Origin of the sequence: Rhodanobacter sp. 7MK24 (assembly GCF_014842995.1) — a bacterium.
GTDB lineage: Bacteria > Pseudomonadota > Gammaproteobacteria > Xanthomonadales > Rhodanobacteraceae > Rhodanobacter_A.
Genome location: NZ_JACYXL010000011.1, coordinates 157701 through 181795 on the forward strand (window position 1 = coordinate 157701; position 24095 = coordinate 181795).

The 24095-nt window shown below is 66.9% G+C and carries 22 protein-coding genes and 1 tRNA gene; 14 read left to right on the forward strand and 9 right to left on the reverse strand.

Annotation, left to right across the window (positions count from 1 at the left end; translation table 11 throughout):
- The first annotated feature begins 226 nt into the window (after window positions 1-226).
- The 3 genes from IHE49_RS16205 to ybaL all read left to right on the forward strand — a co-directional run bounded on the left by IHE49_RS16205 (window position 227) and on the right by ybaL (window position 6228).
- Complete coding sequence (locus IHE49_RS16205; protein WP_192159805.1) at window positions 227-1840, forward strand: APC family permease; 1614 nt, start codon at window positions 227-229, stop codon at window positions 1838-1840.
- 811 nt (window positions 1841-2651) lie between these two features.
- Window positions 2652-4466 carry a DNA helicase RecQ gene (recQ, locus tag IHE49_RS16210; protein WP_192159807.1) on the forward strand — a complete coding sequence of 605 codons (1815 nt, stop codon included), beginning with the start codon at window positions 2652-2654 and terminating at the stop codon, window positions 4464-4466.
- An 82-nt stretch (window positions 4467-4548) separates the two neighbouring features.
- Window positions 4549-6228, forward strand: coding sequence for a YbaL family putative K(+) efflux transporter (gene ybaL / locus IHE49_RS16215; protein WP_192159809.1), 1680 nt, complete (start codon window positions 4549-4551; stop codon window positions 6226-6228).
- 182 nt (window positions 6229-6410) lie between these two features.
- On the opposite strand, the gene IHE49_RS16220 is transcribed toward ybaL, so the two are convergent.
- From IHE49_RS16220 to ftsY, 7 genes are all read right to left on the reverse strand, one after another.
- A complete protein-coding gene (locus IHE49_RS16220; RefSeq protein WP_192159811.1) occupies window positions 6411-6668 on the reverse strand; it encodes a hypothetical protein in 258 nt (85 codons plus the stop codon).
- Window positions 6669-6754: 86 nt separating this feature from the next.
- Complete coding sequence (locus IHE49_RS16225) at window positions 6755-7846, reverse strand: diguanylate cyclase (RefSeq protein ID WP_343227591.1); 1092 nt, start codon at window positions 7844-7846, stop codon at window positions 6755-6757.
- Window positions 7847-7964: 118 nt separating this feature from the next.
- Window positions 7965-8040: transfer RNA gene (locus tag IHE49_RS16230), tRNA-Phe, on the reverse strand.
- A gap of 180 nt (window positions 8041-8220) precedes the next feature.
- Window positions 8221-8499 (reverse strand): oxidative damage protection protein, encoded by a 279-nt coding sequence (locus IHE49_RS16235; protein WP_192159822.1) that lies wholly within the window; start codon window positions 8497-8499, stop codon window positions 8221-8223.
- Window positions 8496-9554, reverse strand: coding sequence for an A/G-specific adenine glycosylase (gene mutY / locus IHE49_RS16240; RefSeq protein WP_192159824.1), 1059 nt, complete (start codon window positions 9552-9554; stop codon window positions 8496-8498). Before mutY ends, IHE49_RS16235 begins: the two co-directional genes overlap by 4 nt.
- A complete protein-coding gene (locus IHE49_RS16245) occupies window positions 9551-10627 on the reverse strand; it encodes a membrane assembly protein AsmA (RefSeq protein WP_192159826.1) in 1077 nt (358 codons plus the stop codon). Before IHE49_RS16245 ends, mutY begins: the two co-directional genes overlap by 4 nt.
- A 12-nt stretch (window positions 10628-10639) precedes the next feature.
- On the reverse strand, window positions 10640-11695 hold the full coding sequence (ftsY, locus tag IHE49_RS16250) for a signal recognition particle-docking protein FtsY (protein ID WP_192159828.1): 1056 nt from the start codon (window positions 11693-11695) through the stop codon (window positions 10640-10642).
- 343 nt (window positions 11696-12038) lie between these two features.
- Between ftsY and rsmD the strand changes: the two genes are divergently transcribed.
- The 8 genes from rsmD to bla all read left to right on the forward strand — a co-directional run bounded on the left by rsmD (window position 12039) and on the right by bla (window position 18750).
- Entirely contained in the window at window positions 12039-12599 is a 561-nt protein-coding gene (rsmD, locus tag IHE49_RS16255) for a 16S rRNA (guanine(966)-N(2))-methyltransferase RsmD (protein WP_192159830.1), read from the forward strand.
- A gap of 27 nt (window positions 12600-12626) precedes the next feature.
- Entirely contained in the window at window positions 12627-13184 is a 558-nt protein-coding gene (gene coaD / locus IHE49_RS16260; RefSeq protein ID WP_192159832.1) for a pantetheine-phosphate adenylyltransferase, read from the forward strand.
- A complete protein-coding gene (locus tag IHE49_RS16265; protein ID WP_192159833.1) occupies window positions 13177-13680 on the forward strand; it encodes a hypothetical protein in 504 nt (167 codons plus the stop codon). Before coaD ends, IHE49_RS16265 begins: the two co-directional genes overlap by 8 nt.
- Before the next feature lie 61 nt (window positions 13681-13741).
- Complete coding sequence (locus IHE49_RS16270; RefSeq protein WP_192159835.1) at window positions 13742-14002, forward strand: YfhL family 4Fe-4S dicluster ferredoxin; 261 nt, start codon at window positions 13742-13744, stop codon at window positions 14000-14002.
- A complete protein-coding gene (gene ggt, locus IHE49_RS16275; protein WP_192159837.1) occupies window positions 13999-15723 on the forward strand; it encodes a gamma-glutamyltransferase in 1725 nt (574 codons plus the stop codon). Before IHE49_RS16270 ends, ggt begins: the two co-directional genes overlap by 4 nt.
- Before the next feature lie 157 nt (window positions 15724-15880).
- Window positions 15881-16747 carry an MBL fold metallo-hydrolase gene (locus IHE49_RS16280; RefSeq protein WP_192159839.1) on the forward strand — a complete coding sequence of 289 codons (867 nt, stop codon included), beginning with the start codon at window positions 15881-15883 and terminating at the stop codon, window positions 16745-16747.
- Window positions 16747-17775, forward strand: a complete 1029-nt coding sequence (locus IHE49_RS16285; protein WP_192159841.1) for a TMEM43 family protein — start codon at window positions 16747-16749, stop codon at window positions 17773-17775. The genes IHE49_RS16280 and IHE49_RS16285 overlap by 1 nt, the downstream gene beginning before the upstream one ends.
- A gap of 87 nt (window positions 17776-17862) precedes the next feature.
- The gene (gene bla, locus IHE49_RS16290; protein WP_192159843.1) at window positions 17863-18750 is read left to right on the forward strand and encodes a subclass B3 metallo-beta-lactamase; all 888 of its coding nucleotides are present in this window, start codon (window positions 17863-17865) and stop codon (window positions 18748-18750) included.
- 460 nt (window positions 18751-19210) lie between these two features.
- On the opposite strand, the gene IHE49_RS16295 is transcribed toward bla, so the two are convergent.
- A complete protein-coding gene (locus IHE49_RS16295; protein ID WP_192159845.1) occupies window positions 19211-19777 on the reverse strand; it encodes an NUDIX hydrolase in 567 nt (188 codons plus the stop codon).
- Window positions 19778-19785: 8 nt separating this feature from the next.
- Window positions 19786-20787: a polyprenyl synthetase family protein gene (locus IHE49_RS16300; protein ID WP_192159847.1), complete on the reverse strand. Its 1002-nt coding sequence runs from the start codon at window positions 20785-20787 to the stop codon at window positions 19786-19788.
- A gap of 149 nt (window positions 20788-20936) precedes the next feature.
- On the opposite strand from IHE49_RS16300, the gene IHE49_RS16305 reads away from it, so the two are divergent.
- The 3 genes from IHE49_RS16305 to kdpA all read left to right on the forward strand — a co-directional run bounded on the left by IHE49_RS16305 (window position 20937) and on the right by kdpA (window position 24091).
- Window positions 20937-21920 carry a VTT domain-containing protein gene (locus IHE49_RS16305; protein ID WP_192159896.1) on the forward strand — a complete coding sequence of 328 codons (984 nt, stop codon included), beginning with the start codon at window positions 20937-20939 and terminating at the stop codon, window positions 21918-21920.
- Between the two features lie 273 nt (window positions 21921-22193).
- Complete coding sequence (gene kdpF, locus IHE49_RS16310) at window positions 22194-22283, forward strand: K(+)-transporting ATPase subunit F (RefSeq protein ID WP_192103459.1); 90 nt, start codon at window positions 22194-22196, stop codon at window positions 22281-22283.
- A gap of 104 nt (window positions 22284-22387) precedes the next feature.
- Window positions 22388-24091: a potassium-transporting ATPase subunit KdpA gene (gene kdpA, locus IHE49_RS16315; RefSeq protein ID WP_192159849.1), complete on the forward strand. Its 1704-nt coding sequence runs from the start codon at window positions 22388-22390 to the stop codon at window positions 24089-24091.
- The last annotated feature ends 4 nt before the right edge of the window (window positions 24092-24095 follow it).

Genomic DNA, 24095 nt, shown 5'->3' on the forward strand with positions numbered 1-24095 from the left:
GACTATTGGGAGAGGTCGCAGAACGGGAAGTTCTATTTCCTCGACGAAGAAGGGGCTGGCATCTAGCGTTCGCCCGCACAAAATGCCTTAGCTACCCTCGACTTCGCCCGAATCGGCATACGCTTCAATAGCCGCGTGACCTGTGGCGGGTGGCGTCCGGAGGCCGGGTCTGCAACCATTCCCCTCTTGTTTCGGGGAATGCGCGGTACGCGCCTCAGGAGTTTCCATGTCTTCCAGCTCGATCCGACGCGACGTCAGCCCGTTCGCCCTGATGCTCACTGGCCTGGGTTCGATCATCGGCTCCGGCTGGCTGTTCGGCGCGTGGCGCGCGGCCGGCCTGGCGGGACCGGGGGCGATCTGGGCGTGGGTGCTGGGCGCGGCGATCATCATGACCATCGCGCTGACCTACGCGGAACTCGGCTCCATGTTCCCCGAATCCGGCGGCATGGTGCGCTACAGCCATTACTCGCACGGCTCGCTGGTCGGCTTCATCGGCGCCTGGGCCAACTGGATCGCCATCGTCTCGGTGATCCCGGTGGAAGCCGAGGCCTCGGTGCAGTACATGGCCGGCTGGAAGTGGCAGTGGGCGCAGAACCTGTACATGCATGCCGCGGGCGGCCACGGCGAATTGACCGTGCCTGGCCTGTGGATCGCCGCGGCCCTGGTGCTGCTCTACTTCCTGCTGAACTTCTGGAGCGTGAAGCTGTTCGCGCACTCCAACACCGCCATCACCGTGTTCAAGCTGATCGTGCCGGCCGCCACCGGCATCGCGCTGATCGCCAGTGGCTTCCACCACGAGAACTTCTCGGTGGGCGTGCATGGCGACGCGCACGCGATCGATTTCGCCGCCGTGCTCACCGCCGTGGCGACCGCGGGCATCGTCTTCAGCTTCAACGGCTTCCAGAGTCCGGTGAACCTGGCCGGCGAAGCGCGCAACCCGGGCAAGAGCATCCCGTTCGCGATCGTCGGCTCCATCGCGCTGGCCACCGTGATCTACATCATCCTGCAGGTGGCCTATCTCGGCGCGGTTCCGCCCGACCTGCTGGCCAAGGCCGGCTGGCACGGCATCGATTTCAGCTCGCCGTTCGCGCAGCTGGCGGTCATCGTCAACCTCAACTGGCTCGCGCTGCTGCTTTACGCCGATGCCTTCATCAGCCCCAGCGGCACCGGCATGACCTACACCGCCACCACCGCGCGCATGCTGTACGGCATGGAGCGCAACGGCACGATGCCGAAGATCTTCGGCCACATCGATCCGAAGTCGGGCGTGCCGCGCCCGGCCATGTGGTTCAACCTGGTGGTGTCGTACCTGTTCCTGTTCCAGTTCCGCGGCTGGGGCACGCTGGCGGCGGTGATCTCGGTGGCGACGATCATTTCCTACCTTACCGGCCCGGTCAGCGTGATGACGCTGCGCCGCACGGCCCCCAGCCTGCATCGTCCGCTGCGCCTCGCCGGCCTGCCGGTGCTCGCCGGCGTCGCGTTCGTGATGTCCACCGAGCTGCTGTACTGGGCGAAGTGGCCGCTCACCGGGCAGATCATCCTGCTGATGGTCGTCGCGCTGCCGGTGTACCTGTACTACCAGGCGAAGAGCGGCTGGCACGACTTCGGCCGCCAGCTCAAGGGTGCGTGGTGGCTGATCGCCTACCTGCCTGTCGTCGCCCTCGTCTCCTGGGCGGGCAGCACCACCTTCGGCGGGCAGGGTTATCTGCCCTATGGCTGGGATCTGGTGGTGGTCGCGGCGATCAGCCTGGTGTTCTACGTGTGGGGCGTGAAGTCGGGGTGGCGTACGCCTTCGGTGGAAGCGGCCGAGCGCGAGGCGAGTGAGCATTCGCACGGTTAGGGAAGGTCTGGTCAATCGGGTTCTTGCTCGTCATTCCTGCGAAGGCCGGGATCCAGCGTCTTTGCAGTCGATGGCCTGCAGACGCTGGATCCCGGCCTTCGCCGGGATGACGAGCAAAATCAGAGTTTCCTTAGTTGGTTGGCTGCTTTGATCGCAAGCGACAGAGCGGTTTCGTGCTGCCGCCGCCGCCCGAGATACTTTTCTCTTGCGTGGCCACGCCCGTGCCTGGAGCGCGGGCGAACAGCGCAGCTGGCCCGAAGGGCGGAGGGCAGGATGCCCGGAGTCAGAGAAAAGTAACCCAAAGAGAAGGCCACTCCGCGGTGGCGCTCTCCAGGCATCCTGCCCGGTCGAAAAGGCGAGTCCATCCCTGGACTCGCCCGCTGCGCGGCCTGATCGTCTACGCCTCACCGCCCCCGAGGGGCCCGGGTAAAGCAGCGCGCTCCAAGCGCACAGAAGCAACGGCCAGAACCAGAGCCGGAGCAGCACCAAGTCCGAGCGGGGCGTCCAAGGTATAGCGCGTCATTCCGGCATAAGCCGGACAAGCGCGAAGTGCGCGGAACGCACGTGGGACGACCCCGGAGCGTGCGCAGCGACTCATCCGGTAGCGATCATGCTTGCTCGGGTCCGGGGCTACTGGATGATCGATGTCGTGACCTGCCGCTCAGTTGCTTGCGTGAATGCACAAGCAAAACTTTCATCTGCACACGATGAAGCGCCAACCGTTATCCAAACCCCGAAGGGCAGTGGGGATTACAGGTTTTGTCAGTGCAGCGACAACTGCCGCAACACCCCATTTGCTAGCATTTCCCGAATGCACCACACCCCACTCGATATTCTCCGCAACGTCTTCGGCTATCCCGGCTTCCGCGGCCAGCAACAGGCCATCGTCGAACACATGGCGGAAGGCGGCGACGCGCTGGTGCTGATGCCCACAGGCGGCGGCAAGTCCCTGTGTTACCAGATTCCCGCGCTGCTGCGCCAAGGCACCGGCATCGTGGTGTCGCCGCTGATCGCATTGATGCAGGACCAGGTGGATGCATTATGCGCTGCAGGCGTCGCCGCGGCCTACCTCAACTCCAGCCTGGATGCGCAGTCGCAGCGCGAGGTGGAGCGCCAGTTCATGGCAGGCGAGCTGGACCTGCTCTATGTGGCGCCGGAGCGTCTGCTCACCTCACGCTTTCTCGGCCTGATCGAGCAAACGGAAGTCGCGCTGTTCGCCATCGACGAGGCGCATTGCGTATCGCAGTGGGGCCACGACTTCCGCCCCGAGTATCGCGGGCTCACGGTTCTGCACGAGCGCTTCCCGCAGGTGCCGCGCATCGCGCTCACCGCCACCGCGGATCCGCGCACGCGCGAGGAGATCGTCGAGCGGTTGGCGCTGCACGACGCGCGCCAGTTTGTCTCCAGCTTCGACCGGCCCAACATCCGCTACCGCGTGATGCTGAAGCACAACCCGCGTACGCAGTTGATGCAATTCATCGATGGCCATCGTGGCGCGGCGGGCATCGTGTATGCGCTCAGCCGCAAGAAGGTGGACGAAACCGCCGCGTGGCTGGCCGAGGCCGGCATCGAGGCGCTGCCGTACCACGCCGGACTCGACGCAGCCACGCGCGCGAGGAACCAGCAGCGCTTCCTGCGCGAGGACGGTGTGGTGATGGTGGCCACGGTGGCCTTCGGCATGGGCATCGACAAGCCGGACGTGCGCTTCGTGGCGCATCTCGACCTGCCGCGCAGCATGGAAGGCTATTACCAGGAAACCGGCCGCGCGGGCCGCGATGGCCTGCCCGCCGAGGCATGGATGATCTATGGCCTCGCCGACGTGGTGACGATGAGCCAGATGATCGCGCAGTCGGAGTCGGCGGATGAGCGCAAGCGCATCGAGCGGCAGAAGCTTGAATCGCTGCTGGCCTATGCGGAGGCCACGCGCTGCCGCCGCGAGCTGTTGCTGGGTGCGTTCGGCGAGGACTACCACGGTCCCTGCGGCCGCTGCGACAACTGCATGGAACCGCCCAGGACCTGGGATGCCACCGTGCCCGCGCAGAAAGCCTTGTCGGCGGTGTACCGCAGCGGCCAACGTTTCGGCGCCGGCCACGTGATCGACATCCTGCGTGGCGTGGACAACGAGCGCATGGGTCAACTTGGGCACGAACAGCTCAGCACCTTCGGCATCGGGGCCGAGATCGACGAAAAGGGCTGGCGCTCGGTGTTCCGCCAACTGCTCGCCGCGGGCCTGCTGGCCACCGACGCGGAGGGCTACGGCACCTTGCGGCTCACGTCGGCCAGCCGCGACGTGCTGCTGGGCAAGCAGGTCGTGCATCTGCGCGAAGACGCGAAGCCCGTCCGGTCCGCACGTCGTCGCCGCGACAGCCAGCTGGTCACCGGTGCCAATCTGGGCATCGAGGCTTACGAGCAGACGCTGTGGGATGCGTTGCGTGCGCTGCGCACGCAGCTCGCGCGACAGCAGGGCGTGCCGCCTTACGTGGTGTTCCACGATGCGACCTTGCTGGCGATGCTGCGCGCGATGCCTGCGAACGAAGGCGAGCTTGCCCAGGTCAGCGGCGTGGGCGAGGCCAAGCTCGCCCGCTACGGGCGCGATTTCCTTGCGGTGATCAACGCGGCAGAGTGAGGCGGCGCGGCGGCGCTTGTGCCCGTCACCGGATGTGCTTACAACGGATGCCGTACGCCATGCGCGGAACCCAGGAGCCGTCATGCAAGAAGCACCGCTCATCGCCACCCTGGTCAGCGGCATCGTGCTGGCTTTCGTGTTCGCCGCACTGGCGCACCGGTTGAAATTGCCTGCCTTGGCCGGGTACCTGCTGGCCGGCGTGGTGGTGGGACCGTTCACGCCGGGCTACGTGGCGGACGGGCATATCGCGCACGAGCTGGCCGAGGTCGGCGTGGTGCTGCTGATGTTCGGCGTGGGACTGCACTTCTCGCTGAAGGACTTGCTGTCGGTGAAGTCGCTCGCCATTCCCGGCGCGCTGATCCAGATGGCGGTGGCTACCGTGCTGGGCGTGCTGCTTGGCATGGCGCTGAGTTGGCCGTTCGCCCAGGGCTTCGTGTTCGGCCTGGCGTTGTCGGTGGCCAGTACCGTGGTGTTGCTGCGTGCGATGGAGGAGCGCCGGCTGCTGGAGACGGAGCGTGGCCGCATCGCGGTGGGTTGGCTGATCGTCGAAGATCTCGCGATGGTGCTGGCACTGGTGCTGGTGCCTGCGGTGGGCGGTGCGCTGGCGGCCGGGCAGGGCGTTTCGGTGGGCGCGCTGGCCGGCACGGTGGGCATCGCCATCGGTAAGGTGATCCTGTTCGTGGCGCTGATGCTGGTGGTGGGCGCGCGGTTGATCCCATGGCTGCTCGCGCGGGTGGCGGTCAGCGGTTCGCGCGAGCTGTTCCGGCTTGCGGTGCTGGCGATCGCGCTGGGCGTGGCATTCGGTGTCGCCGGCCTGTTCGGCGTGTCGTTCGAACTGGGCGCGTTCTTCGCCGGCATGATGATGGGCGAGTCCAAGCTGGCGCACGACGCAGCCGAGGAAACGCTGCCGCTGCGCGATGCCTTTGCGGTGCTGTTCTTCGTTTCCGTCGGAATGCTGTTCAATTATCACGTGCTGCTGGCCGAGCCGCTGGTGGTATTGGCCGCGCTGGCGATCATCGTGCTGGGCAAGTCGCTGGCGGCGCTGCTCATCGTGCTGGTCTCGCGGCGGCCGCTGCGCACCGCGCTCACCATCGCGGTGAGCCTGGCGCAGATCGGCGAGTTCTCCTTTATCTTGATCGGCGTGGGCGTGGCCCAGCACATGGTGTCGAAGGAAGCGCAGGACGTGCTGCTGGCGGCAGCCATCGTGTCCATCCTGCTCAACCCCTTGCTGTTCAAGCTGCTCGATCACGCGAAGCCCTGGCTGGATGCGCGCGAAGCAACGCATGCTGCCACGGCGGCGGCGCCGCCCGACGAACCGGTGCACGACGACGATCTGTCCGGCCATGTCGTGGTGGCGGGTTACGGTCGGGTAGGGCGTCTGTTGTGCGACGCATTGCGTGCGGATGGCGTCCCGCTGCTGGCGATGGAAATGGAGCACGATCGCGTCGAAGATCTGCGCTCGCAAGGCATCCGAACGATCTCCGGCCAGGCTTCGCGGGATGACGCGCTGGCTGCTGCCAACCTCGGTGCGGCGAAGGCGTTGCTGGTGACCGTGCCGGACGTGTTCGAGGCGGGCGAGATCGTGCGCGTGGCGCGTCAGATCAATCCGGGGCTGACGATTTGCGCACGTGCGGGTTCCGGTGCCGGGGTCGCGCATTTGCGCGGGCAGGGCGCGAGCCTGGTGGTGTCCGGCGAGCGGGAGATCGCACGCGGCATGCTCGATCGGCTCTCAGCCGATGGGATGGCAGCAGCTACCGCTTGATAGCCCGTTCAACATGTACGCGAGGCCCACCCTGTCTGTCTGGACCTTCGCCACCGCGATGGCATGGTCGGCAAAGAAAGGGAGCCGCGGTAACGGCAGGCGGCTGAAGTCGCGGCATGGACCGCGATAACGCGGAGCATCTTCGTCGCCAGTTGGAAAGATGGCTTTGAGCGGGCTCCGGGTCAGCCCGTCAGCAACCAGTCTTCGTCGTTGCTGCTGGCCTGCGCCAGTCGGGGCGGCGGCCCGGCTAGATAACGCCATTCATCCAACACAACCGGCAATCGTGCGCGCGGGCAACTGGATTGCAGATACGCCAGCGCGGCGATCGCGTCCTCGTGGCGCGCCAGCTCGCAACCTTCCAGCAGAGTGCGCCAGCGCCGCCCGTGTCGCACGATGCGGAACAAACCGAACTTCGAAGGGGTGACGTACTGCGCTGGCACGGCTGCGGTACTCGCGGGGCGGTGCGCGAAAGTCTCGTCTACGAGCGTGGCGCGCCGATGATTCGTCGATGGCAGCGCAGTGACAGTCAGGAAGCGTTCGACTTGTCGCTGGCGATACGGTTGCGGCCGGAATGCTTGGCCCGATACATGGCACGGTCGGCGGCTTCGCTCCAGCCGTGCAGCGTGCCCTCGACCGCGCCGGTCTCGGTCAGGCCCATGCTGATCGTGCAATGCAGGCCCGGGCGCAGCGGCCAGCGTGCGCTGGCCATGGCCTCGCGCAGTCGCTCGGCTATGGTCTCGGCGTCTGACTTTCCACAAGGCAGCATGACGCAGAATTCGTCGCCGCCCAGCCGGCCGGCCAGCGTCTCCGGCCCAGCATGCTCGCGGATCAGCGTGGCCAGCCGGCACAGCGCGTCGTCGCCTGCGCCATGGCCGTATTTGTCATTGATCGCCTTGAGTTTGTCGACGTCGATCATCAGCAGTGTACTGGGCAGTCCCTCTGTACTGCGTTCGGCCAGCAACCGGGCGCTCTCCTCGCGCCAGTACCGGCGATTAGCGAGGCCGGTCAACGGATCCTGCCGGCTCAGTTCGGCCAATTGCCGGTTGCGCCCCTGCACCGTGCGTACCAGGTGGAAGGTGCCCAGACTGACTGCCAAGGTATGCACGACCAGCAGTGGCAGGCAGGCGAGCATCACCAGCATGCTGGTTCGCGGCACGACGGCGAAACCGGTCAGCAGGCCGCCGCCCAATACGCCGATCAGCATGACCGGCAGCGAACGCAGCCACAGGCCGCGAATGCCGGTATTGATCTTGTCGGCTGTGGCCACGGTGGGCAGCAGCACGGCCGGCAGCAGGTTGAAGTGCATCAACGGCACCCATAAGCCTGCGAGCAGCGAATCGATCATCAGATTGCGCTGCTCGGCCTGGAACGGCGTGGCGCTGCGTTTGGCCAGCCACCAGGCCAGTTGCGGCCAGAGCAGGCAGGTGAACACGACCAGGGCCAGCAGCCAGGGCGTCCAGCCGTTTTCATGCAGCACCGCCGCGATCGGCAGTGCGGCTACGCCCATGCCCAGCATGCGGAAGCGATGGACGCGCTCCGACAGCGTCGTCCGCGCGACATGCCTCGATTCCTGCGTGGATTTGATTTGTCCTGCCGACTGCTCTGCCACACCGTCCACTCTGACTTGCGGATGCTCGAACCCTTTATGGATTCGCCGGACTGCGTTTGCGAAAGCCGGCCAGTAGCGACAGTAGCGCAAATAAAAACGGCCCGCATCGCTGCGGGCCGTTCGAACATGGTGGCCGGGGACGGAATCGAACCGCCGACACGGGGATTTTCAATCCCCTGCTCTACCAACTGAGCTACCCGGCCAGGGTATTTCGGCAAGCCGCGTATTAAAGCGGCGGGTGCCAGGGTTGTCAAGGGAATGTATTGGCCCAGTACATCCTGCACTGCTGATCAAGTTGTTGGGAAAGTATATCGAGCGGGGTGCGCAAGGCGACGCTGTGTCGCCCGTCTATTGCGGGCCACGCCGGCCTGCTCGATCCGGCGTCAATGTTCCGCGTCAGGCGCTGTGTAGCCGGCGGCCAGGTCGACATCCCCACCGAACAGGAATTTCTCCATCTGTTCCGCGAGGTACTTGCGCGTGCCCGGGTCGAGCGGGTTGAGCCGGTTTTCGTTGATCAGCATGGTCTGGTGCGCCAGCCACTGCTGCCAGGCGGGCTTGGATATTTCGGCGTAGATGCGCTGACCCAACGGACCGGGCCAAGGGGCGAAGGCCAGGCCTTCGGCGTCGATGCCGAGCTTGGCGCAGTGAACGGTACGGCTCATGCGAGGTGTCCTTCGAGGTTCTGCAGCAGCTTGCGCACGGGTGCGGGCAGGCCGAGCGCGACCAGTTCGCTGGTGTCGCACCAGCGTGATTCGGGGGTAGGTGCGGCATTATCCGCGATGCTGCGCGTCGGCGTCGCACCGTCGAACAGCAGCGGTTCGATGCGCAACTTGTAATGGCTGAACATATGGGTGAACGGAGGTAACGCCTGCGCGTCGTCGATGCGTGCGCATTGCCGCGCGCTACGCCAGGCGGCATCGACGTCCGCGGCTTCGGGCAGGCTCCACAAGCCCGGCCATACGCCTTGCGGGCCGCGTCGTTCCAGCAGCACCCGGCCGCGCGCGTCGCGCAGGACCAGCATCACGGTTTCCCGAGTAGGCGTGGTTTTCGCCGGCTTCGGTGACGGCAGCAGCGTGACGAGGCCGTCGCGCAAGGCGATGCAACTATCGGCCAGCGGGCAGGTTCCGCAACGTGGCTTGGTGCGTGTGCACACGGTGGCGCCCAGGTCCATGATCGCTTGCGTGTAGTCGGCCACGCGCATGGTCGGCGTGTGTGCGTCGGCGCGCTGCCAGAGCGATTTTTCCACCGCACTCTCGCCGGGATGGCCGTGGATGCCGTGGTAACGCGTCAGCACGCGCTTGACGTTGCCGTCCAGAATGGGGAAGCGCAACCCGTGCGCCTGCGCGAGGATGGCGCCTCCGGTGGATCGACCGATGCCGGGCAGCGCGACCAGTGCGTCGAAGTCGCGCGGCAGTTGGCCATCGTGGCGCTCGACGCATAGTTGTGCGGCGCGATGCAGGAAGCGCGCACGGCGGTAGTAGCCGAGTCCGGACCACAGCGCTAGCACCTGGTCTTCGGGCGCGGCGGCGAGTTCGCGCAGGGTTGGCAACGCTTCGACGAAGCGTTCGAAGTAGCCGACCACGGTGGCAACCTGCGTCTGTTGCAGCATGGTTTCCGACAGCCATACGCGGTAGGCGTCGCGCGGGTGTTGCCAGGGCAGGTCGTGGCGGCCATGGTCGTCGAACCAGGCCAGCAACGCGTTGGCGAACGGCTTCACTTCGACCTGCCACCGCTGCCCGGCTTGCTTGCCGCACTGCTGGCTGCGGCTGGCGCGGCGTCGCCGGCCTGCACGCTGAGGCCGGTGATGGCGAGGCTGCCGACCTGCAGCTTCGCCATCTGCAAGGTGCCGTTGCCGGGCGGCAATTCGGGCTGCGATGCTGTTTGCGGGGCGCCCGATGCGTCCAGTGCGCTCCACCAATGCACCAGCGCCAGCGGCGGCATGCTCATGTCGGCATGGTTGCCCGGACCGTCCAGCTTCAGGTGCAGCAGCAGCGGATTGGTCTGATCGGCGGGAGTGAGCGTGAGTGCGATGTCGTAGTTGCCGGCACCCGCTCGGTCGAGCTTGCCGTCGAGTTGTGCGTCCGCGTTCGCCCCGCCGTGCCAGCGGGCGTTGCCGTGCAGCACGAGCGCGGTGCCGTTGCCCTGCGACAGGTGCAGTTGGATGTCGTCGAGTTGCAGCGCGGCGCCGTGCATGCGTGGCGTGGTGGTCAGTAGTGCCTGCAATGGTGCGCCTGCGGCGGTGGTAGCCGATATGGCCAGCGGGAACCGGCGATCGGGCGCCAGCGTGCCCGCGGTCAACCTGACGTTGCTGAGCAGCAACTGGTCACCGTGCACCAGGCTGCCGTGCTCGATGCTGATGCCGGTGTCGATGCGCGGGATCATGGGCACGGCGTTCGCCGGTTGCGATGGCTGTGCGGCGAGCCAGCTCTGCAAGGCGTCCAGGTCGACGCGCGGCGCGTCGATTTCCATCTGCGTGATGGCGACGGGGCCGCCAAGCAGGGTGCTCCACGGCAACACCAGCCGCCCGCTGGATGCCAGCAGGATGGGGTTTTCCTCACCTTTGGCGTTGAGCGTGATCCCGCGCAGATCCAGCGCCGGGCGCGGGAGCAGCGTGGGGCTGGCGGGGCTGCCCAGGTTGAGCACCAGGCCGGCCTGCCGCGCCTGGCCTTGCAACATCGCGGTGAAGCGGTCGGGCTGCAGCAGCAGGTAGACCGAGCCCGCCATGCCCAACAGCACGGCGAGCACCAGCGCGCTCGCAGCCATCAGCAGGCGTCGCACTCCACGCGTCATGTCAGCTCCGCATCAGCCGTGGGCCGCCGGCAGCAGGCCGTCGACAAAGGCGGCGGCGTCGAAGGTGCGCAGATCGGTGGCGGTTTCGCCCAGGCCGACGAAGCGGATCGGCAGGCCGAACTCGCGCGCCAGCGCGAACACCACGCCGCCCTTGGCGGTGCCGTCGAGCTTGGTGACCACGAGGCCGGTGACGCCCACGATCTGGCGGAACTGGCGCACCTGGTTCACCGCGTTCTGGCCGGTGGTGCCGTCGATCACCATCAGCACCTCGTGCGGCGCCGCGGGATCGAGCTTCTTCAGCACGCGGGCGATCTTGCCCAGTTCGTCCATCAGGCCGCCCTGGGTATGCAGTCGGCCTGCGGTGTCGGCCACCAGCACGTCGGCGCCGCGCGAGCGCGCGGCCTGCAACGCGTCGAAGATCACGCTGGCGGCGTCGGCGTCCTGGCCCTGCGAGATCACCGGCACGGCGTTGCGTTCGCCCCAGGTCTTGAGTTGTTCCACGGCGGCGGCGCGGAAGGTGTCGCCTGCGGCCAGCAGCACGTTGCGTCCCTCGTCGCGCCACTTGCGCGCGAGTTTGCCGATGGTGGTGGTCTTGCCTACGCCGTTGATGCCCACGGTGAGCACTACGAAGGGTTTGTGGCCGGAGGGGTCCAGCGGCTGCTGCACCGGCTTGAGCAGGGCCACCAGTGCCTCGCGCAGCGCGTTGCGCAGTGCTGCGGCATCGGTGAACTCGCGCTTGTGCATGCGCTTGCGCAGGTCTTCCACCAGCGCGGTGCTGGCTTCCACGCCCACGTCGGCGGTGATCAGGGTGGTTTCCAGTTCGTCGAGCAGGTCGTCGTCGAGCTTGGGGTTGCGGCTGAACAGCGAACCCAGGCCACGACCCAGCGCGCTGCCGGCGAGGCGATCTCGCCAGCTGCGCCTGGCCAGGGCGCTTTCGGCCGGCTCGCCGGCGGTGGTTTCGACGGGTGCCTCGACCGGCGCGACGGCTTCCGATGTATCCGTCACAGGCGCTTCGGTTGCGTCCGTGGGCGGCGTCTCGGCAGGTTTCTTCTTCCAGAAATTGAGCATTGCGGGGCGATTCAAAGACAATGGGCGGCATGCTAACACCCCGATCCGTACCGGCCGCTGAGCCTAAGAGCCTGTTCACGACCCCATGGCCAGGGTTGCCTTGCCGTGGTCGCAAGGTGCTGGTGCGTGGCGCAGCGCCCGCCAGGGTGTCGGGTCAAGCTGGGCGCCGTTGCGGGGTGGCCACGGCAAGGCAACTCGCAGGGTCGGATCCACTGGCCCGCATGCTCGCGTCATCACTCGATCGTGGACGGACGTGCGCTCCCTCTATCTTCCTTGGCCTGCGCGCAAGCAGTCCTCGACGCGGGCCATGGGGCGATCATGAGCAGGCTCCAAGGCAGGCCGCATGAGCGGCCGCATCCGCATCATTGGCGGCAGCCTGCGCAATTCGCGATTGGACGTGCCCGAGCTGCCAGGCCTGCGGCCTACCCCGGAGCGGGTGCGCGAGACGCTGTTCAACTGGCTGGCGCCGACGATCGGAGGCGCGCGGGTGCTGGATCTGTGCGCCGGCACAGGTGCATTGGGCATGGAGGCGCTGTCGCGCGGCGCGACCAGTGCCTGCTTCGTCGAACCGGAGGTGCAGGCGTCGCGGGCGTTGCGCGGCAATCTGGCACGGCTCAAGGCCGCCGGTGGCGACGTGGTGGCCATGGACGCGCAGGGCTTCCTGCGCGGCGCGGCGCGGCCTTTCGACCTGGTTTTCCTCGACCCGCCGTTCGCGCTGGATCTGTGGGGCGCATTGGCGCAGGGTCTGGAGCAGGGGGGCTGGCTGGCCGAATCGGCTTGGGTTTACCTGGAGTCCCCGCGCGAGGTGGCGCCGACCGTGCCGCGGAACTGGTTGCAGCATCGCGAAGGGCGGGCCGGCGAGGTGCGTTTTGCGCTCTATCGGCGTGCGCTTCCGTTAAGCTAGAGATAGTCCCCACAGCATTCCCGGCTCGTGAACCCAACTTCCGGCAATCCCCGCCTGGCCGTCTATCCGGGCACTTTCGATCCGATCACCAACGGTCATGCCGACCTGGTGGCGCGTGCCGCGCCATTGTTCGACCGCGTGGTGGTGGCGGTGGCCGAGAGTCCCAGCAAGGGCCCGGGTTTCAGCCTCAACGAGCGCATCGCGCTGGCGCGGCTCGCCCTGGCCGACCTGCGCAACGTGGAGGTGTGCGGCTTCGATTCGCTGCTCGCCAATTTCGTGGCCGAGATCGGCGCCGGCGTCATCCTGCGCGGCCTGCGTGCGGTGTCGGATTTCGAATACGAATTCCAGTTGGCCAGCATGAACCGGCACCTGATCCCGCAGGCGGAAACCCTGTTCCTCACGCCGGCGGAGCAATACAGCTTCATTTCCTCGTCGCTGGTGCGCGAGATCGGCCGCCTCGGCGGCGATATCTCCGGTTTCGTGCATCCGGCGGTACAACAAGCCATGCGTCAGCGCTGGCACAAGGGCCGCAGCGTCGGCCTCCCCAAGCAACCAGAAACAAAAGAAGGTGACCATCATGCGTAAGTTCGCTCTCATCGCCGCCATCGCGCTGACCGCCGGCCTCGCCCTGGGCGGCTGCTCGCAAGGCTCGGATCAGGACCAGCAGGCCACGCAGCAGGCTGCCGCGGTTACCAAGCCCACCGACGTCAACGATGCCAAGGGCTGGCAGGCCTACCTCGGCCCGCTGGTCCAGAAGAACCTGCAGGGCATGGCTGCGCAGCAGCCCTACGTCTATTACGTGACGCCGGGCCAGAAGGACGACGACAAGGCGCAGAACGACCGCCAGTTGCAGAGCGTGCAGGATACGGTCGCCCGCGGCGTCACCCCCGGCAACCTGCTGGCCTTCGTCGGTCCGGTGTCGGCCACCACCGGCGATCTGGCCGTGGCCGCGTTCAAGAGTGCCCAGCCGGGCACTTTCAAGGATGTGATCGTGCTGTTCGTTGGCGACAAGGCCGACGAGCAGCGCGTGTCCGACGCGGTGAAGGTCACCGGCGCCACGTTCCGCTTCGTGCAGATGTGATCGACGGCCGGCGCGCGGCGCAGGCGCAACGCCTCCGCCGCGCGCCGCGCCGCATGAAACGATGTCCCTCAAGATCCTCGATACCTGCGTCAACTGCGACGTCTGCGAACCGGTTTGCCCGAACAAGGCGATCTCGCTGGGCGAAGAGTTCTACGTGATCGACCCTGCGCTGTGCACGGAATGCGTCGGTCACCACGACGAACCGCAATGCATCGAGGTGTGCCCGGTCGAATGCATCATCGTCGACCCCGCGCACGCCGAATCGCGCGAAGCGCTCGAACTCAAATACCGCCACCTGATGGGCCAGGAGCCTGCCGCATGAATACCTTCCTGCGCGGTCGCGCCCTGTTGCTCGGCTTGTTGCTGGCGAGCGGGGCGGCGCCGGCCAGCGATGTCACGCCGCAACCCGCACCGGCTGCCGCGAGTGTGCAGCCGGCGCAGCGCCCCGGCCACGCCGGCATCGCCAGCGCCAACTTCCTCGCCACCAATGCCGGTTTCGAAGTGCTGGCCAAGGGCGGCAATGCGTTCGACGCCGCGGTGGCGGTGGCCTCCACCTTGTCGGTGGTGGAGCCGGAGAGCTCGGGCATCGGCGGCGGCTTCATGGCAACCCTGCACATCGCCAAGGACGACAGCGACGCTTTCATCGATGCGCGCGAGACGGCGCCGATGGCGGTGAATCCCAAGGACTACCTCAATCCCGATGGCACGCCGAACCGCGACACGGCGCTGAAGGGGCCGCTCTCCGCCGGCATTCCCGGCGAACCCGCGGGCCTGGCCCTGCTGGCTAAGCGCTACGGCAAACTGCCGCTCAGCGTGTCGCTGGCGCCGGCCATCCGCATCGCGCGCGACGGCTTCAAGCCTGACTCGCGCCTGCTGGGCGCGATCAAGGACGAGCAGAAGAACCTCGAGCGCTGGCCCGCCTCCGCAGGAAAGTTCCTGCCCGCCGGCAAGCCGCCGGTCGATGGCGCGATCTGGCGCGACCCGGACCAGGCGCGCACCTGGGAGTCGATCGCGCAGAAGGGTGCCGATGGCTTCTATCGCGGCGAAGTGGCGCAGAAGCTGGTGGACGCGGTGCGCGCGGCGGGCGGCGACTGGACGCTGCAGGACCTGGCGAACTACCGCGCCAGGGAGCGCACGCCCATCGTCGTCGACTACCGGGGCTACCGGATCGTCACCGCGCCGCCGCCGTCCTCCGGCGGCGTGGCCATCGCGGAAATCCTCAACATCCTGCGCGGCTACGACCTTGCGAAGATGGACCAGGCGCACCGCATGCACTACGTGATCGAGGCGATGCGCCGCGCGTTCCGCGACCACAACGACTACCTCGGTGACCCCGACTTCGTGAAGATGCCGCTGGACATGCTGCTGTCGCCTTACTACGCCGACGGCCTGCGCCAGAGCATCCTGCCCGACCAGGCCACACCGTCGTCCATGCTGCCGCACGAGTCGGCGCACGATCCGGGCATGCACACCACGCATTTCTCCATCATCGACAAGGACGGCAACATGGTGGCGATAACGTCCACCGTGAACTACATCCTCGGCTCCACCTTCGTCGCCAAGGACACCGGCGTGCTGCTCAACGACGAGATGGACGATTTCGCGCTGGTGCCGGACAAGCCCAACGTCTACGGCTTGCTCGGCAGCGAGGCCAACGCGCCGGTGGGCGGCAAGCGCATGCTGTCCTCGATGTCGCCAAGCATCGTGGTCGGCAAGGATCGCAGCGCGGTGATCGGTTCGCCCGGCGGCTCCACCATCATCACCCAGGTGCTGGAAGGCATCCTGCACTTCATCGACGGCGAAAGCGCGCAGCAGATCACCGCAGCCCGACGCTTCCACCACCAGTTCCTGCCCGACCTGGTGTACGTGGAAGATGGCGTGTTCGATCCCGCCACCAGCGAACAGCTCAAGAAGATGGGCTACACGCTCAAGCCGCGCGAAGGCTGGGGTTTCATGAACGTGGTCACCTGGGACCACAAGACCAACACGCTCGATGCCGCCAGCGATCCGCGCCGGCCGTCGGGGTTGGGCAAGGTGGAATAACAGCCGCGACGTTTGCCCGGAGCGCGGGCGGGGAGCGTCGAAGTCGAAGGGCTGCTTCGACTTCGCTTGCGTTCGCAAGCTAAGCTCGACGCGAACGGCGCGGGGGTGGCGTTGCAGGAATGTCTTGAACAGCACTGGCGACCGGCAGGTTTGGCTCATGGAACTTTTCTCGCTTCTCGGCAACTCCCAGCGTCTCGACGGCGGCGCCATGTTCGGCAACGCACCCAAGGCGATGTGGTCGCGCTGGATCGCGCCGGACGAGCAGAACCGCATCCCGCTGGCCTGCCGCTGCCTGTTGGCGAAGGGCGTGACGGTGGACGGCGTGCCCGGCCGAAACGTGTTGTTCGAGACCGGCATCGGCGCGTTCTTCGAGCCATCGCTGCGCGAGCGCTACGGCGTGGTGGAGGACCGCCACGTGTTGCTCGATTCGCTGGCTGCCGCGGGCCTCTCGCACGAGGACATCCATGCCGTGGTGCTGTCGCACCTGCATTTCGACCACGCCGGCGGCCTGCTCGCCGCGTGGCAGGAAGGCCAGCCGCCGTACCTGCTGTTTCCCAATGCCACCTTCGTGGTGGGTGCTGCGCACTGGCAACGCGTGCTGAAGCCGCACCCGCGCGACCGCGCCTCGTTCATCCCGGAACTCGCGCAGCTGCTAGTGGACAGCGGGCGGCTGGAACTGGTGGAGGGTGAGCGATCGAAGGCGTTGGGCGATGCCGTGCGTTTCAGCTATTCGGACGGCCACACGCCTGGCCTGATGCTGGCGGAGATCGGCGGTGTGGTGTTCTGCGCCGACCTGATCCCGGGCCGCTCGTGGGTGCATCTGCCGATCACCATGGGCTACGACCGCTATCCCGAAAAGCTGATCGAGGAGAAACGCAGCTTCCTCGACGACAAGCTCGCGCGTGAGATGCGGCTTTTCTTCACCCACGACCACGCCTGCGCCGTCGCGCGCGTGCAACGCGACGAGCGTGGCCGTTACGGCTGCGCGGACGAAATGGCCGAATTGCGCGGGAGTCTGGCCTGATGCGCATCGACACGGTTCCACGCAGTGTGCTGGCGGTGGCCGGCGTGGTGCTGCTGGCGATGGGCATCGTGCTGGCGGCATCGACCGAACGCGGCCTCGCGGGTTACCGGGTCGCACTGCAGCTGCATGGTGGCGAAGTACTGGATCTCGGCAGCGACGCGGAACCGCAGCCGGATCTGCAGGGGAGGATGGTGCGCATCAGCGGCACGCCGCACGTGGTGGCGCAGCCGCTCGACGCGGACTTCAACCAGCAGGCGGACACGCCGGTGCTCACGCGACGCGTGCAGATGTTCCAGTGGCGCGAGCTGCGCCTGGGTGGAGACGCGACCTACGAGCTGGACTGGTCGGACACGCCGCAGGATGCCAGCCAGTTCGTGCACATGAACGGCCACATCAATCCGGGCGCGTTTCCGATTCCCGCCAAGCGCTTCGTTGCGGAAAGCGTGCAACTGGGCGGTTTCATGCTGGATGCGAAACTGGTGCAGGACCTGCCGGGCAGCGAACCGGTCGCGCCCAACGTCAAAGCGCTACCGGAAAACCTGGCGGCCACTTTTTCCCTGTACGACGGCGCACTCGTGACCAGCATCAAGCCGGGCGATCCGCGCCTGGGCGACCTGCGCGTGAGCTGGAATGCGGCGCCGTTGCAGGAGATCACCGTGATCGCCCGTGTCGACGGGGATCACCTGGTGCCTGCGCTGGATGCTGCCGACGGCAAGGGCTACGAAGTCGACGTGGGCAATAGTGCGTTGATCGACATGCGCCCGGACATGGCGGCACAGCCCGGGCTCACCTGGTTGCGCCGCGTGCTTGCGGTGCTGTTGGCGACGCTGGGCGTGGGCTTGCTGTTGTCGCGCAATGCGAGGCGCGCTGACCCGTTGGCTGCGCTCGGCGGCGGCCTGTTCGTGGCCGGAGCGGTTGCCGCGATCCCGTGGCTTGGCGGAAGCACGCCGGCTGTCGCTGCGTGGTTCGTTGCCGCCGCGATCGGTCTCGGGTTACTGCTCTGGCGCCGTCGCAGACGCCATCACTGATCGCCGCCCCCGAATTGCCAGCGTTGCGCCCGCACCGCGTCAGTCGCAACGGGGATGCTGTGCAACCGCTTTGAAGGAGATCCCCCCATGCATCTGCGACTGCCTGTCGTCGCCATGTTGGCGCTTGGCCTGGTCCTGCCGATTGCACATGCAGCGCAGCCTTGGGGCGACATCCCGCACAGCCAATGGAACGCGCCGCAAAAGCCGTTCCGCATCTACGGCAACACGTGGTACGTGGGGCCACACGGACTGACTTCGCTGCTGGTGGACACGGGGCACGGACTGGCGTTGTTCGACGGCGATCTGCCGGAATCCGCGCCGGTGATCGAAGCGCATATCCGCGAACTCGGCTTCCACGTGCGCGACGTGAAGTGGATACTCAACTCGCATCCCCATGCCGACCATGCCGGCGGGATTGCCGCATTGCAGGCGGCCAGTGGCGCACAGGTGCTGACCAGCACAGCCGGTGCACGTGAACTGGCCTTGGGCGGTGCCGACCGCAGCGACCCGCAATTCGGCGCCATGCCTTATTACCCGCCAGTGCAGCGGGTGCGCGTGGTGCGCGACGGGGAAACCGTGCAGCTTGGCGACGCGGCGATCACCGCGCACTACACCCCCGGACACACGGCGGGCAGCACCTCGTGGACATGGACTTCCTGCGCAGGCCAGCGCTGCCTGCGCATTGCCTACGCCGACAGCCTCAGTGCCATCAGCGCCCCCGACTACCGTTTCACCGATCACCCAGCCTATATCGCCGGCTTCCGCCAGGCCCTTGCCACTGTCGCAGCGCTGCCCTGCGACATCCTGCTCACGCCGCATCCCGACGCCAGCGGCTTCTGGGAAAAAATCGCCAGGCGCAAATCGCCGGCGGATGTGACGCCCCTGGTCGACACCCAGGCCTGCCGCGACTACGCAGCCGAAGCCGGGAACAATCTGGACGCGAGACTGGCGAAAGAGCAATCGAAAGCCCGTTGACTGTCACACGTCCCGTTCAGTCTCCTCGCTCAAAGCGTGTGTCGCCACCCATGGCCGTTCGTGTATCGCCCCGCGAGCATGCGCTACGTGCACGGATCGCCTCTGACCTCGGGGCCCAGATACGGCGCGATGTGGACGTACCGTCCATCGCGTAGACGGGAGTAGTTCCAAGAGCCTCGGCACAGCGCGCCTGCAACGCCAGCGAATTGAACCGGGCATTTTCTCCTGGTCACGTCTCTTGACCGACTCCTGGCGGCCGCCTTCCGGGCCGGCTTCGCCATTCGCCACCGTTCCAGCGGTGGCGCGGACCATCAAGGAGAAGAAGCTCGGATGCCGGCATGCGATCGAAAAGCCGCCGCCGGCGAATCAAGGTGCAGAAGCGCAAGGTTCACGTCAGCCTCTTCCTTCACTCAGGCCCTCCGATGGAGAGAGGTAGGCAGGATCCAGCGCTGCGCAGCACTCAGCCAGCAGACGCATGCTCCAGCAACCACAACCCCGCAAACAACTTGGGATCAATCGAATATCCCTCGCCTGCACGTGCAAACAGCCACGCACCCGCTTCGCGCCGAGGCACTTCGTGCACCACGATGTTCTCGCTGGCATCCCCGCCGCCTGCACCCACTTTCACCAGTCCGAAGGCGCGCACATAGGCGATCATCTCGGTGCTCATGCCCGCGGAGGATGGTCCCTGGTGCAGCAAGGCGACGTGCGAACAACGCCAGCCGGTTTCCTCTTCCAGCTCGCGCTGCGCGGCCAGCAGGATGCCTTCGTCCTCCTGCCCCGCGAGATCGCCGACCAGGCCGGCTGGCATCTCGATGGTGCGCGACTGGATGGCCACGCGGTACTGCTCCACGAACAGCACGCGATCATCGGGCGTCACCGCGATCACGATCGCCGCACCGCCGGGGTTGTTGCGCTCAACGTATTCCCAGCGTCCCCGCTTGCGCAGGCTCAGCCAGCGGCCCTGGCACAGGGTTTCAACGGGCGCATCGGCGTCGGTAGGGCGCGCATCGCGAGGAGTCGTCATCGTGGCGATCAGAACGTGCGCTGCACCGAATAGTCCGCCAGCGTGGCCAGCGCATCGCGGTAGGGCGATGCGGGCAGCATGGACAGGGCTTCGTGCGCGGCATTGGCATGCGCCTCGGCGCGCGCACGGGTGCGCTCCAGTGCGCCGGAATCGCGGATCGCGGCAACGATGCGGTCCAGCGAATCCAGGCCGCCGTGCTCGATGGCGTGACGGAGCGAGGCGACCTGCTCCGGCGTGGCGCTCTGCAGCGCGTAGATCAGCGGCAGGGTGGGCTTGCCCTCGGCGAGGTCGTCGCCGATGTTCTTGCCCAGGGTGTCGGCGTCGCTGGTGTAGTCCAGCAGGTCGTCGGCGATCTGGAAGGCGTAGCCCAGCTCCATGCCGTAGCGGCGCAACGCGGAAACCTGTTCCGCGGGCAGGCCGCCGAGCAGGGCGCCGAGTTCGGTGGCGGCGGCGAACAGCACGGCGGTCTTGCGTTCGATCACCGCGAGGTAGGCGGCCTCGTCCACGTCGGCGTTGCCGATGTTGAGCAACTGCAGCACCTCGCCCTCGGCGATGGTGTTGGTGGTGTCGGCCAGGATGCGCATGATGCGCATGTCGTCCAGCTCCACCATCAGCTGGAACGAGCGCGAGTACAGGAAGTCGCCGACCAGCACACTGGCGGCGTTGCCCCACAGCGCGTTGGCCGTCTGCCGGCCGCGGCGCAGGCCGGACTCGTCCACCACGTCGTCGTGCAGCAGGGTGGAGGTGTGGATGAACTCGATGACCGCGGCCAGTTTCACGTGCTGCTCGCCGTGGTAACCCGCCGCGCGCGCAGCCAGCGCGTGCAGCATCGGGCGCAGCCGCTTGCCGCCGCCGGCGATGATGTGTTCGGCGATCTGGTTGATCAGCACCACGTCGGAAGCCAGCCGTGTACGGATCAGCGCGTCGATGCGTCGCATGTCGGCGTCGGCGAGTGCGCGCACGGTGGCGAAGTCGGCGGGGCGTGGGGCGTCGGCTGGGATCGAGTTCATGAGTGGTCGCGGTCTGGGTCGCTCGATTATAGAGGCAGGGCGCCGCGAACCCGCATCCGCGGGGAGATTGCAAGCCGCGCTGGCCGGCCCAATGATGGGGCGGCGGCCGGTCGTTGCCGCCACAGGGTTCCGCTCCGATGGCTCACGAAATCATTGCGCTGATCGCCCAGTACGGACTGCTGCTGGTGTTCCTGAACGTGCTGGCGGCGCAGGCGGGCGTGCCGGTGCCGGCGGTGCCCACCCTGGTCGTGGCCGGGGCGCTGGCGGCAGGCGGTCGCCTGTCATTGGCAGGTATCGTGGCAGCGGCCTTGGCCGCCAGCCTGATTGGCGACCTGGCCTGGTATCTGGCAGGACGGCGCTATGGCGCGGGGGTGATGCGCACGCTATGCCGCATCTCGTTGTCGCCGGATTCCTGCGTGAAGCAGTCGGAGCTGCATTTCCAGCGCTGGCGCGGACAGGTGCTGCTGGTCGCCAAGTTCGTGCCGGGGCTGTCGATGCTGGCACCGCCGCTGGTCGGCGCAATGGGCCTGTCGCCACGGAGTTTCATGCTGCTCGACGGCGTGGGTGCACTGCTCTGGGCGGGTGTGGCGATCGCGCTCGGCTATGTCTTCGCGGGCGAAGTCGACCGCGTGCTGGACGCCATCGCGGGCGCCGGCACAGTGGCAGTCGAGGCGGTCACGGCACTGCTTGTGGCCTACGTGGCCGTCAAGTGGTGGCGGCGCAAACGTCTGCTGCGATCGCTGCGGATGGCACGCATCGGCGTCGAAGAGCTTGCTGGCGCGATTGCGGCAGGGCGCGCGCCCGTGGTGATCGACGTGCGTTCGGCGCTGGCGCGGCAGCTGGACGGCCGGCTCATTCCGGATGCCCTGCTGGCCGAGGTCGATGGCGTCGTGCAGGTCGTCGACGCGATACCGTTTGATCGCGAGCTGGTGGTGTATTGCAATTGCCCGAATGAGGTCTCCGCGGCGTACGCGGCGCAGGCGCTGATGGCGCACGGCTATCGACATGTGCGGCCGTTGCTGGGTGGACTGGACGCCTGGGATGCGGCTGGCTACACGGTGCATCGGCTGGCAGCAGCCGTGGTGGCTGGTGCGGGGCAGGAAGTGGACGACTCCGCGCCGACGGTGGCCTGAGGGTTCGTTCAAGGTTTCCAGCCTTCACCGCCGCGGACTTGCTGGAGCGGGGCGGCTTGCGCAGGTAACGATGGGCCGGCGTTGCGTGCGCAGCTCCCAATGCGGAACTTGCCGAACCCGTGAACAGGTTCCATGGCCGCGCCTCCCTCGGCAGAAATCTTTACGAGAAATATATGCGGCAGCGGTTTTCCGCTATCCGCCCGTTATGCCCGCGGCCCTAGATTGCGCACCTTGCCGCGCCACCTTTCTGGTGCGGTTCCACGGAGGCATGCAATGGGCTGGGCAATGGTGTTGGGCGGCGTGATGGCCGCGGGTCTGTTCGTCTATCTGTTCTACGCGCTGTTCCGTCCGGAACGGTTCTGAGGTGGGCGCGATGGGCGATTTCATTTTCGTGGGGCTGGCGGTGGCGTTCTTCATCGCCATGGTCCTGTACATCGCCGCGCTGAAGAAGATCTGAGGAGCGCGCGATGACGACCAATATCCTCTACTTCGTGATCATGCTGGCGTGCATGACGGCGTTGGCGATACCCATGGGCCATTACCTGGCCAAGGTGTTCACCGACGAGAGGCATGCGCTCCCGGAGCGGCTTACCTATCGCCTGCTGGGCGTGGACCCGGACCGCGGCATGCGCTGGTCGCAATACGGCATGGCGCTGGTGCTGGCGAACGCCGCGATGGGGCTGCTGGGCTACCTCCTGCTGCGCGTGCAGGCCTGGATGCCGCTGAACCCGTCGCACCTGTCAGGGATGTCGCCGGACCTGGCGTTCAACACCGCCATGTCCTTCGTCACCAATACCAACTGGCAGGCCTACTCGGGCGAGAACACCTTGTCCAACTTCAGCCAGATGGCCGCGCTGACCTTCCTGATGACGGTGAGTGCCGCCACGGGCCTGGCCGCGGGCGCCGCTTTCGTGCGCGGCCTTGGGCACGCCGAGAAGCCGGAGATCGGCAATTTCTGGGTGGACTTCACCCGCATCGTCTGGCGCATCCTGCTGCCGGTCTGCTTCGTGCTGGCGCTGGTCTGCATATGGCAGGGCGTGCCGCAGACGCTGGCTTCGGATGCCGTGGCGACCACGCTGGAAGGCGCGAAGCAGCACATCATCCTCGGCGCGGTGGCGAGCCTGGAGACGATCAAGCACATCGGTACCAACGGCGGCGGCTTCTACGGCGCGAATGCAGCGCATCCGTACGAGGATCCGACGCCGCTCATCAACACGCTGCACATATTGTCGATGCTGCTGATTCCCGCGGCGCTGACGGTGGCGTTCGGCCGCATGCTTGCGCGCAATCGCCAGGGCTGGGTGCTGTTCGGCGCCTTCTTCGTGATGTTCGTGGGCTTCCTCGCCATCGTGTATCCGGCGGAGCAGGCGGGCAATCCGCAGCTCACCGCGCTGGGCGTGGACCAGCACCTCTCGGCCACCCAGCCGGGCGGCAACATGGAAGGCAAGGAGATGCGCTTCGGTATCGCCGGCAGCAGCCTGTTCGTCACGGCCACCACTGCCGCCACCACCGGCTCGGTGAACGCGATGCACGACTCGCTGACGCCGCTGGGCGGCCTGGTGCCGCTGGGCGAGATGATGCTGAACTGCGTGTACGGCGGCAAAGGCGTGGGCCTGATCAATCTGCTGCAGTACGCGATCCTCGCGGTGTTCCTGATCGGCATGATGATCGGCCGCACGCCGGAATTCCTCGGCAAGAAGATCGAGGCGCGCGAGATCAAGCTGGTGATGCTGGCGGTGCTGGCGCACCCGATCTGCATCCTCGGCTTCACCGCGCTGGCGGTGTTGTGGCCGCACGTCACCGACAGCCTCGGCAACACCGGGCCGCACGGCTTCAGCGAAATCCTCTACGCCTATACCTCGGCCACCGCCAACAACGGTTCGGCGTTCGGCGGCCTCAGCGTGAACACGCCTTTCTACAACACCACGATCGGTCTCGCGATGCTGATCGGCCGCTACGGCACCCTGCTGCCGATGCTGGCGGTGGCGGGCCTGCTCGCGAGCAAGAAGACGCTGCCGGAAACCGCGGGCACCTTCCCCACCGCCACACCGCTGTTCATGGCGCTGACCGTGCTGGTGGCGCTGGTGGTGGGCGGACTCACCTTCCTGCCGGCGTTGGCGCTGGGGCCGCTGGTCGAGCACATCGCCATGCTGCACGGCCAGCTTTTCTGAAGGA

What these genes read in the sequence shown, in the direction of transcription:
- IHE49_RS16205 (WP_192159805.1), top strand. Translation starts at nt 227, where the DNA reads ATGTCTTCCAGCTCGATCCGACGCGACGTCAGCCCGTTCGCCCTGATG.
- recQ (WP_192159807.1), top strand. Translation starts at nt 2,652, where the DNA reads ATGCACCACACCCCACTCGATATTCTCCGCAACGTCTTCGGCTATCCC.
- ybaL (WP_192159809.1), top strand. Translation starts at nt 4,549, where the DNA reads ATGCAAGAAGCACCGCTCATCGCCACCCTGGTCAGCGGCATCGTGCTG.
- IHE49_RS16235 (WP_192159822.1), bottom strand. Translation starts at nt 8,499, where the DNA reads ATGAGCCGTACCGTTCACTGCGCCAAGCTCGGCATCGACGCCGAAGGC.
- IHE49_RS16245 (WP_192159826.1), bottom strand. Translation starts at nt 10,627, where the DNA reads ATGACGCGTGGAGTGCGACGCCTGCTGATGGCTGCGAGCGCGCTGGTG.
- ftsY (WP_192159828.1), bottom strand. Translation starts at nt 11,695, where the DNA reads ATGCTCAATTTCTGGAAGAAGAAACCTGCCGAGACGCCGCCCACGGAC.
- rsmD (WP_192159830.1), top strand. Translation starts at nt 12,039, where the DNA reads ATGAGCGGCCGCATCCGCATCATTGGCGGCAGCCTGCGCAATTCGCGA.
- IHE49_RS16265 (WP_192159833.1), top strand. Translation starts at nt 13,177, where the DNA reads ATGCGTAAGTTCGCTCTCATCGCCGCCATCGCGCTGACCGCCGGCCTC.
- IHE49_RS16270 (WP_192159835.1), top strand. Translation starts at nt 13,742, where the DNA reads ATGTCCCTCAAGATCCTCGATACCTGCGTCAACTGCGACGTCTGCGAA.
- ggt (WP_192159837.1), top strand. Translation starts at nt 13,999, where the DNA reads ATGAATACCTTCCTGCGCGGTCGCGCCCTGTTGCTCGGCTTGTTGCTG.
- IHE49_RS16280 (WP_192159839.1), top strand. Translation starts at nt 15,881, where the DNA reads ATGGAACTTTTCTCGCTTCTCGGCAACTCCCAGCGTCTCGACGGCGGC.
- IHE49_RS16285 (WP_192159841.1), top strand. Translation starts at nt 16,747, where the DNA reads ATGCGCATCGACACGGTTCCACGCAGTGTGCTGGCGGTGGCCGGCGTG.
- bla (WP_192159843.1), top strand. Translation starts at nt 17,863, where the DNA reads ATGCATCTGCGACTGCCTGTCGTCGCCATGTTGGCGCTTGGCCTGGTC.
- IHE49_RS16295 (WP_192159845.1), bottom strand. Translation starts at nt 19,777, where the DNA reads ATGACGACTCCTCGCGATGCGCGCCCTACCGACGCCGATGCGCCCGTT.
- IHE49_RS16300 (WP_192159847.1), bottom strand. Translation starts at nt 20,787, where the DNA reads ATGAACTCGATCCCAGCCGACGCCCCACGCCCCGCCGACTTCGCCACC.
- kdpF (WP_192103459.1), top strand. Translation starts at nt 22,194, where the DNA reads ATGGGCTGGGCAATGGTGTTGGGCGGCGTGATGGCCGCGGGTCTGTTC.
- kdpA (WP_192159849.1), top strand. Translation starts at nt 22,388, where the DNA reads ATGACGACCAATATCCTCTACTTCGTGATCATGCTGGCGTGCATGACG.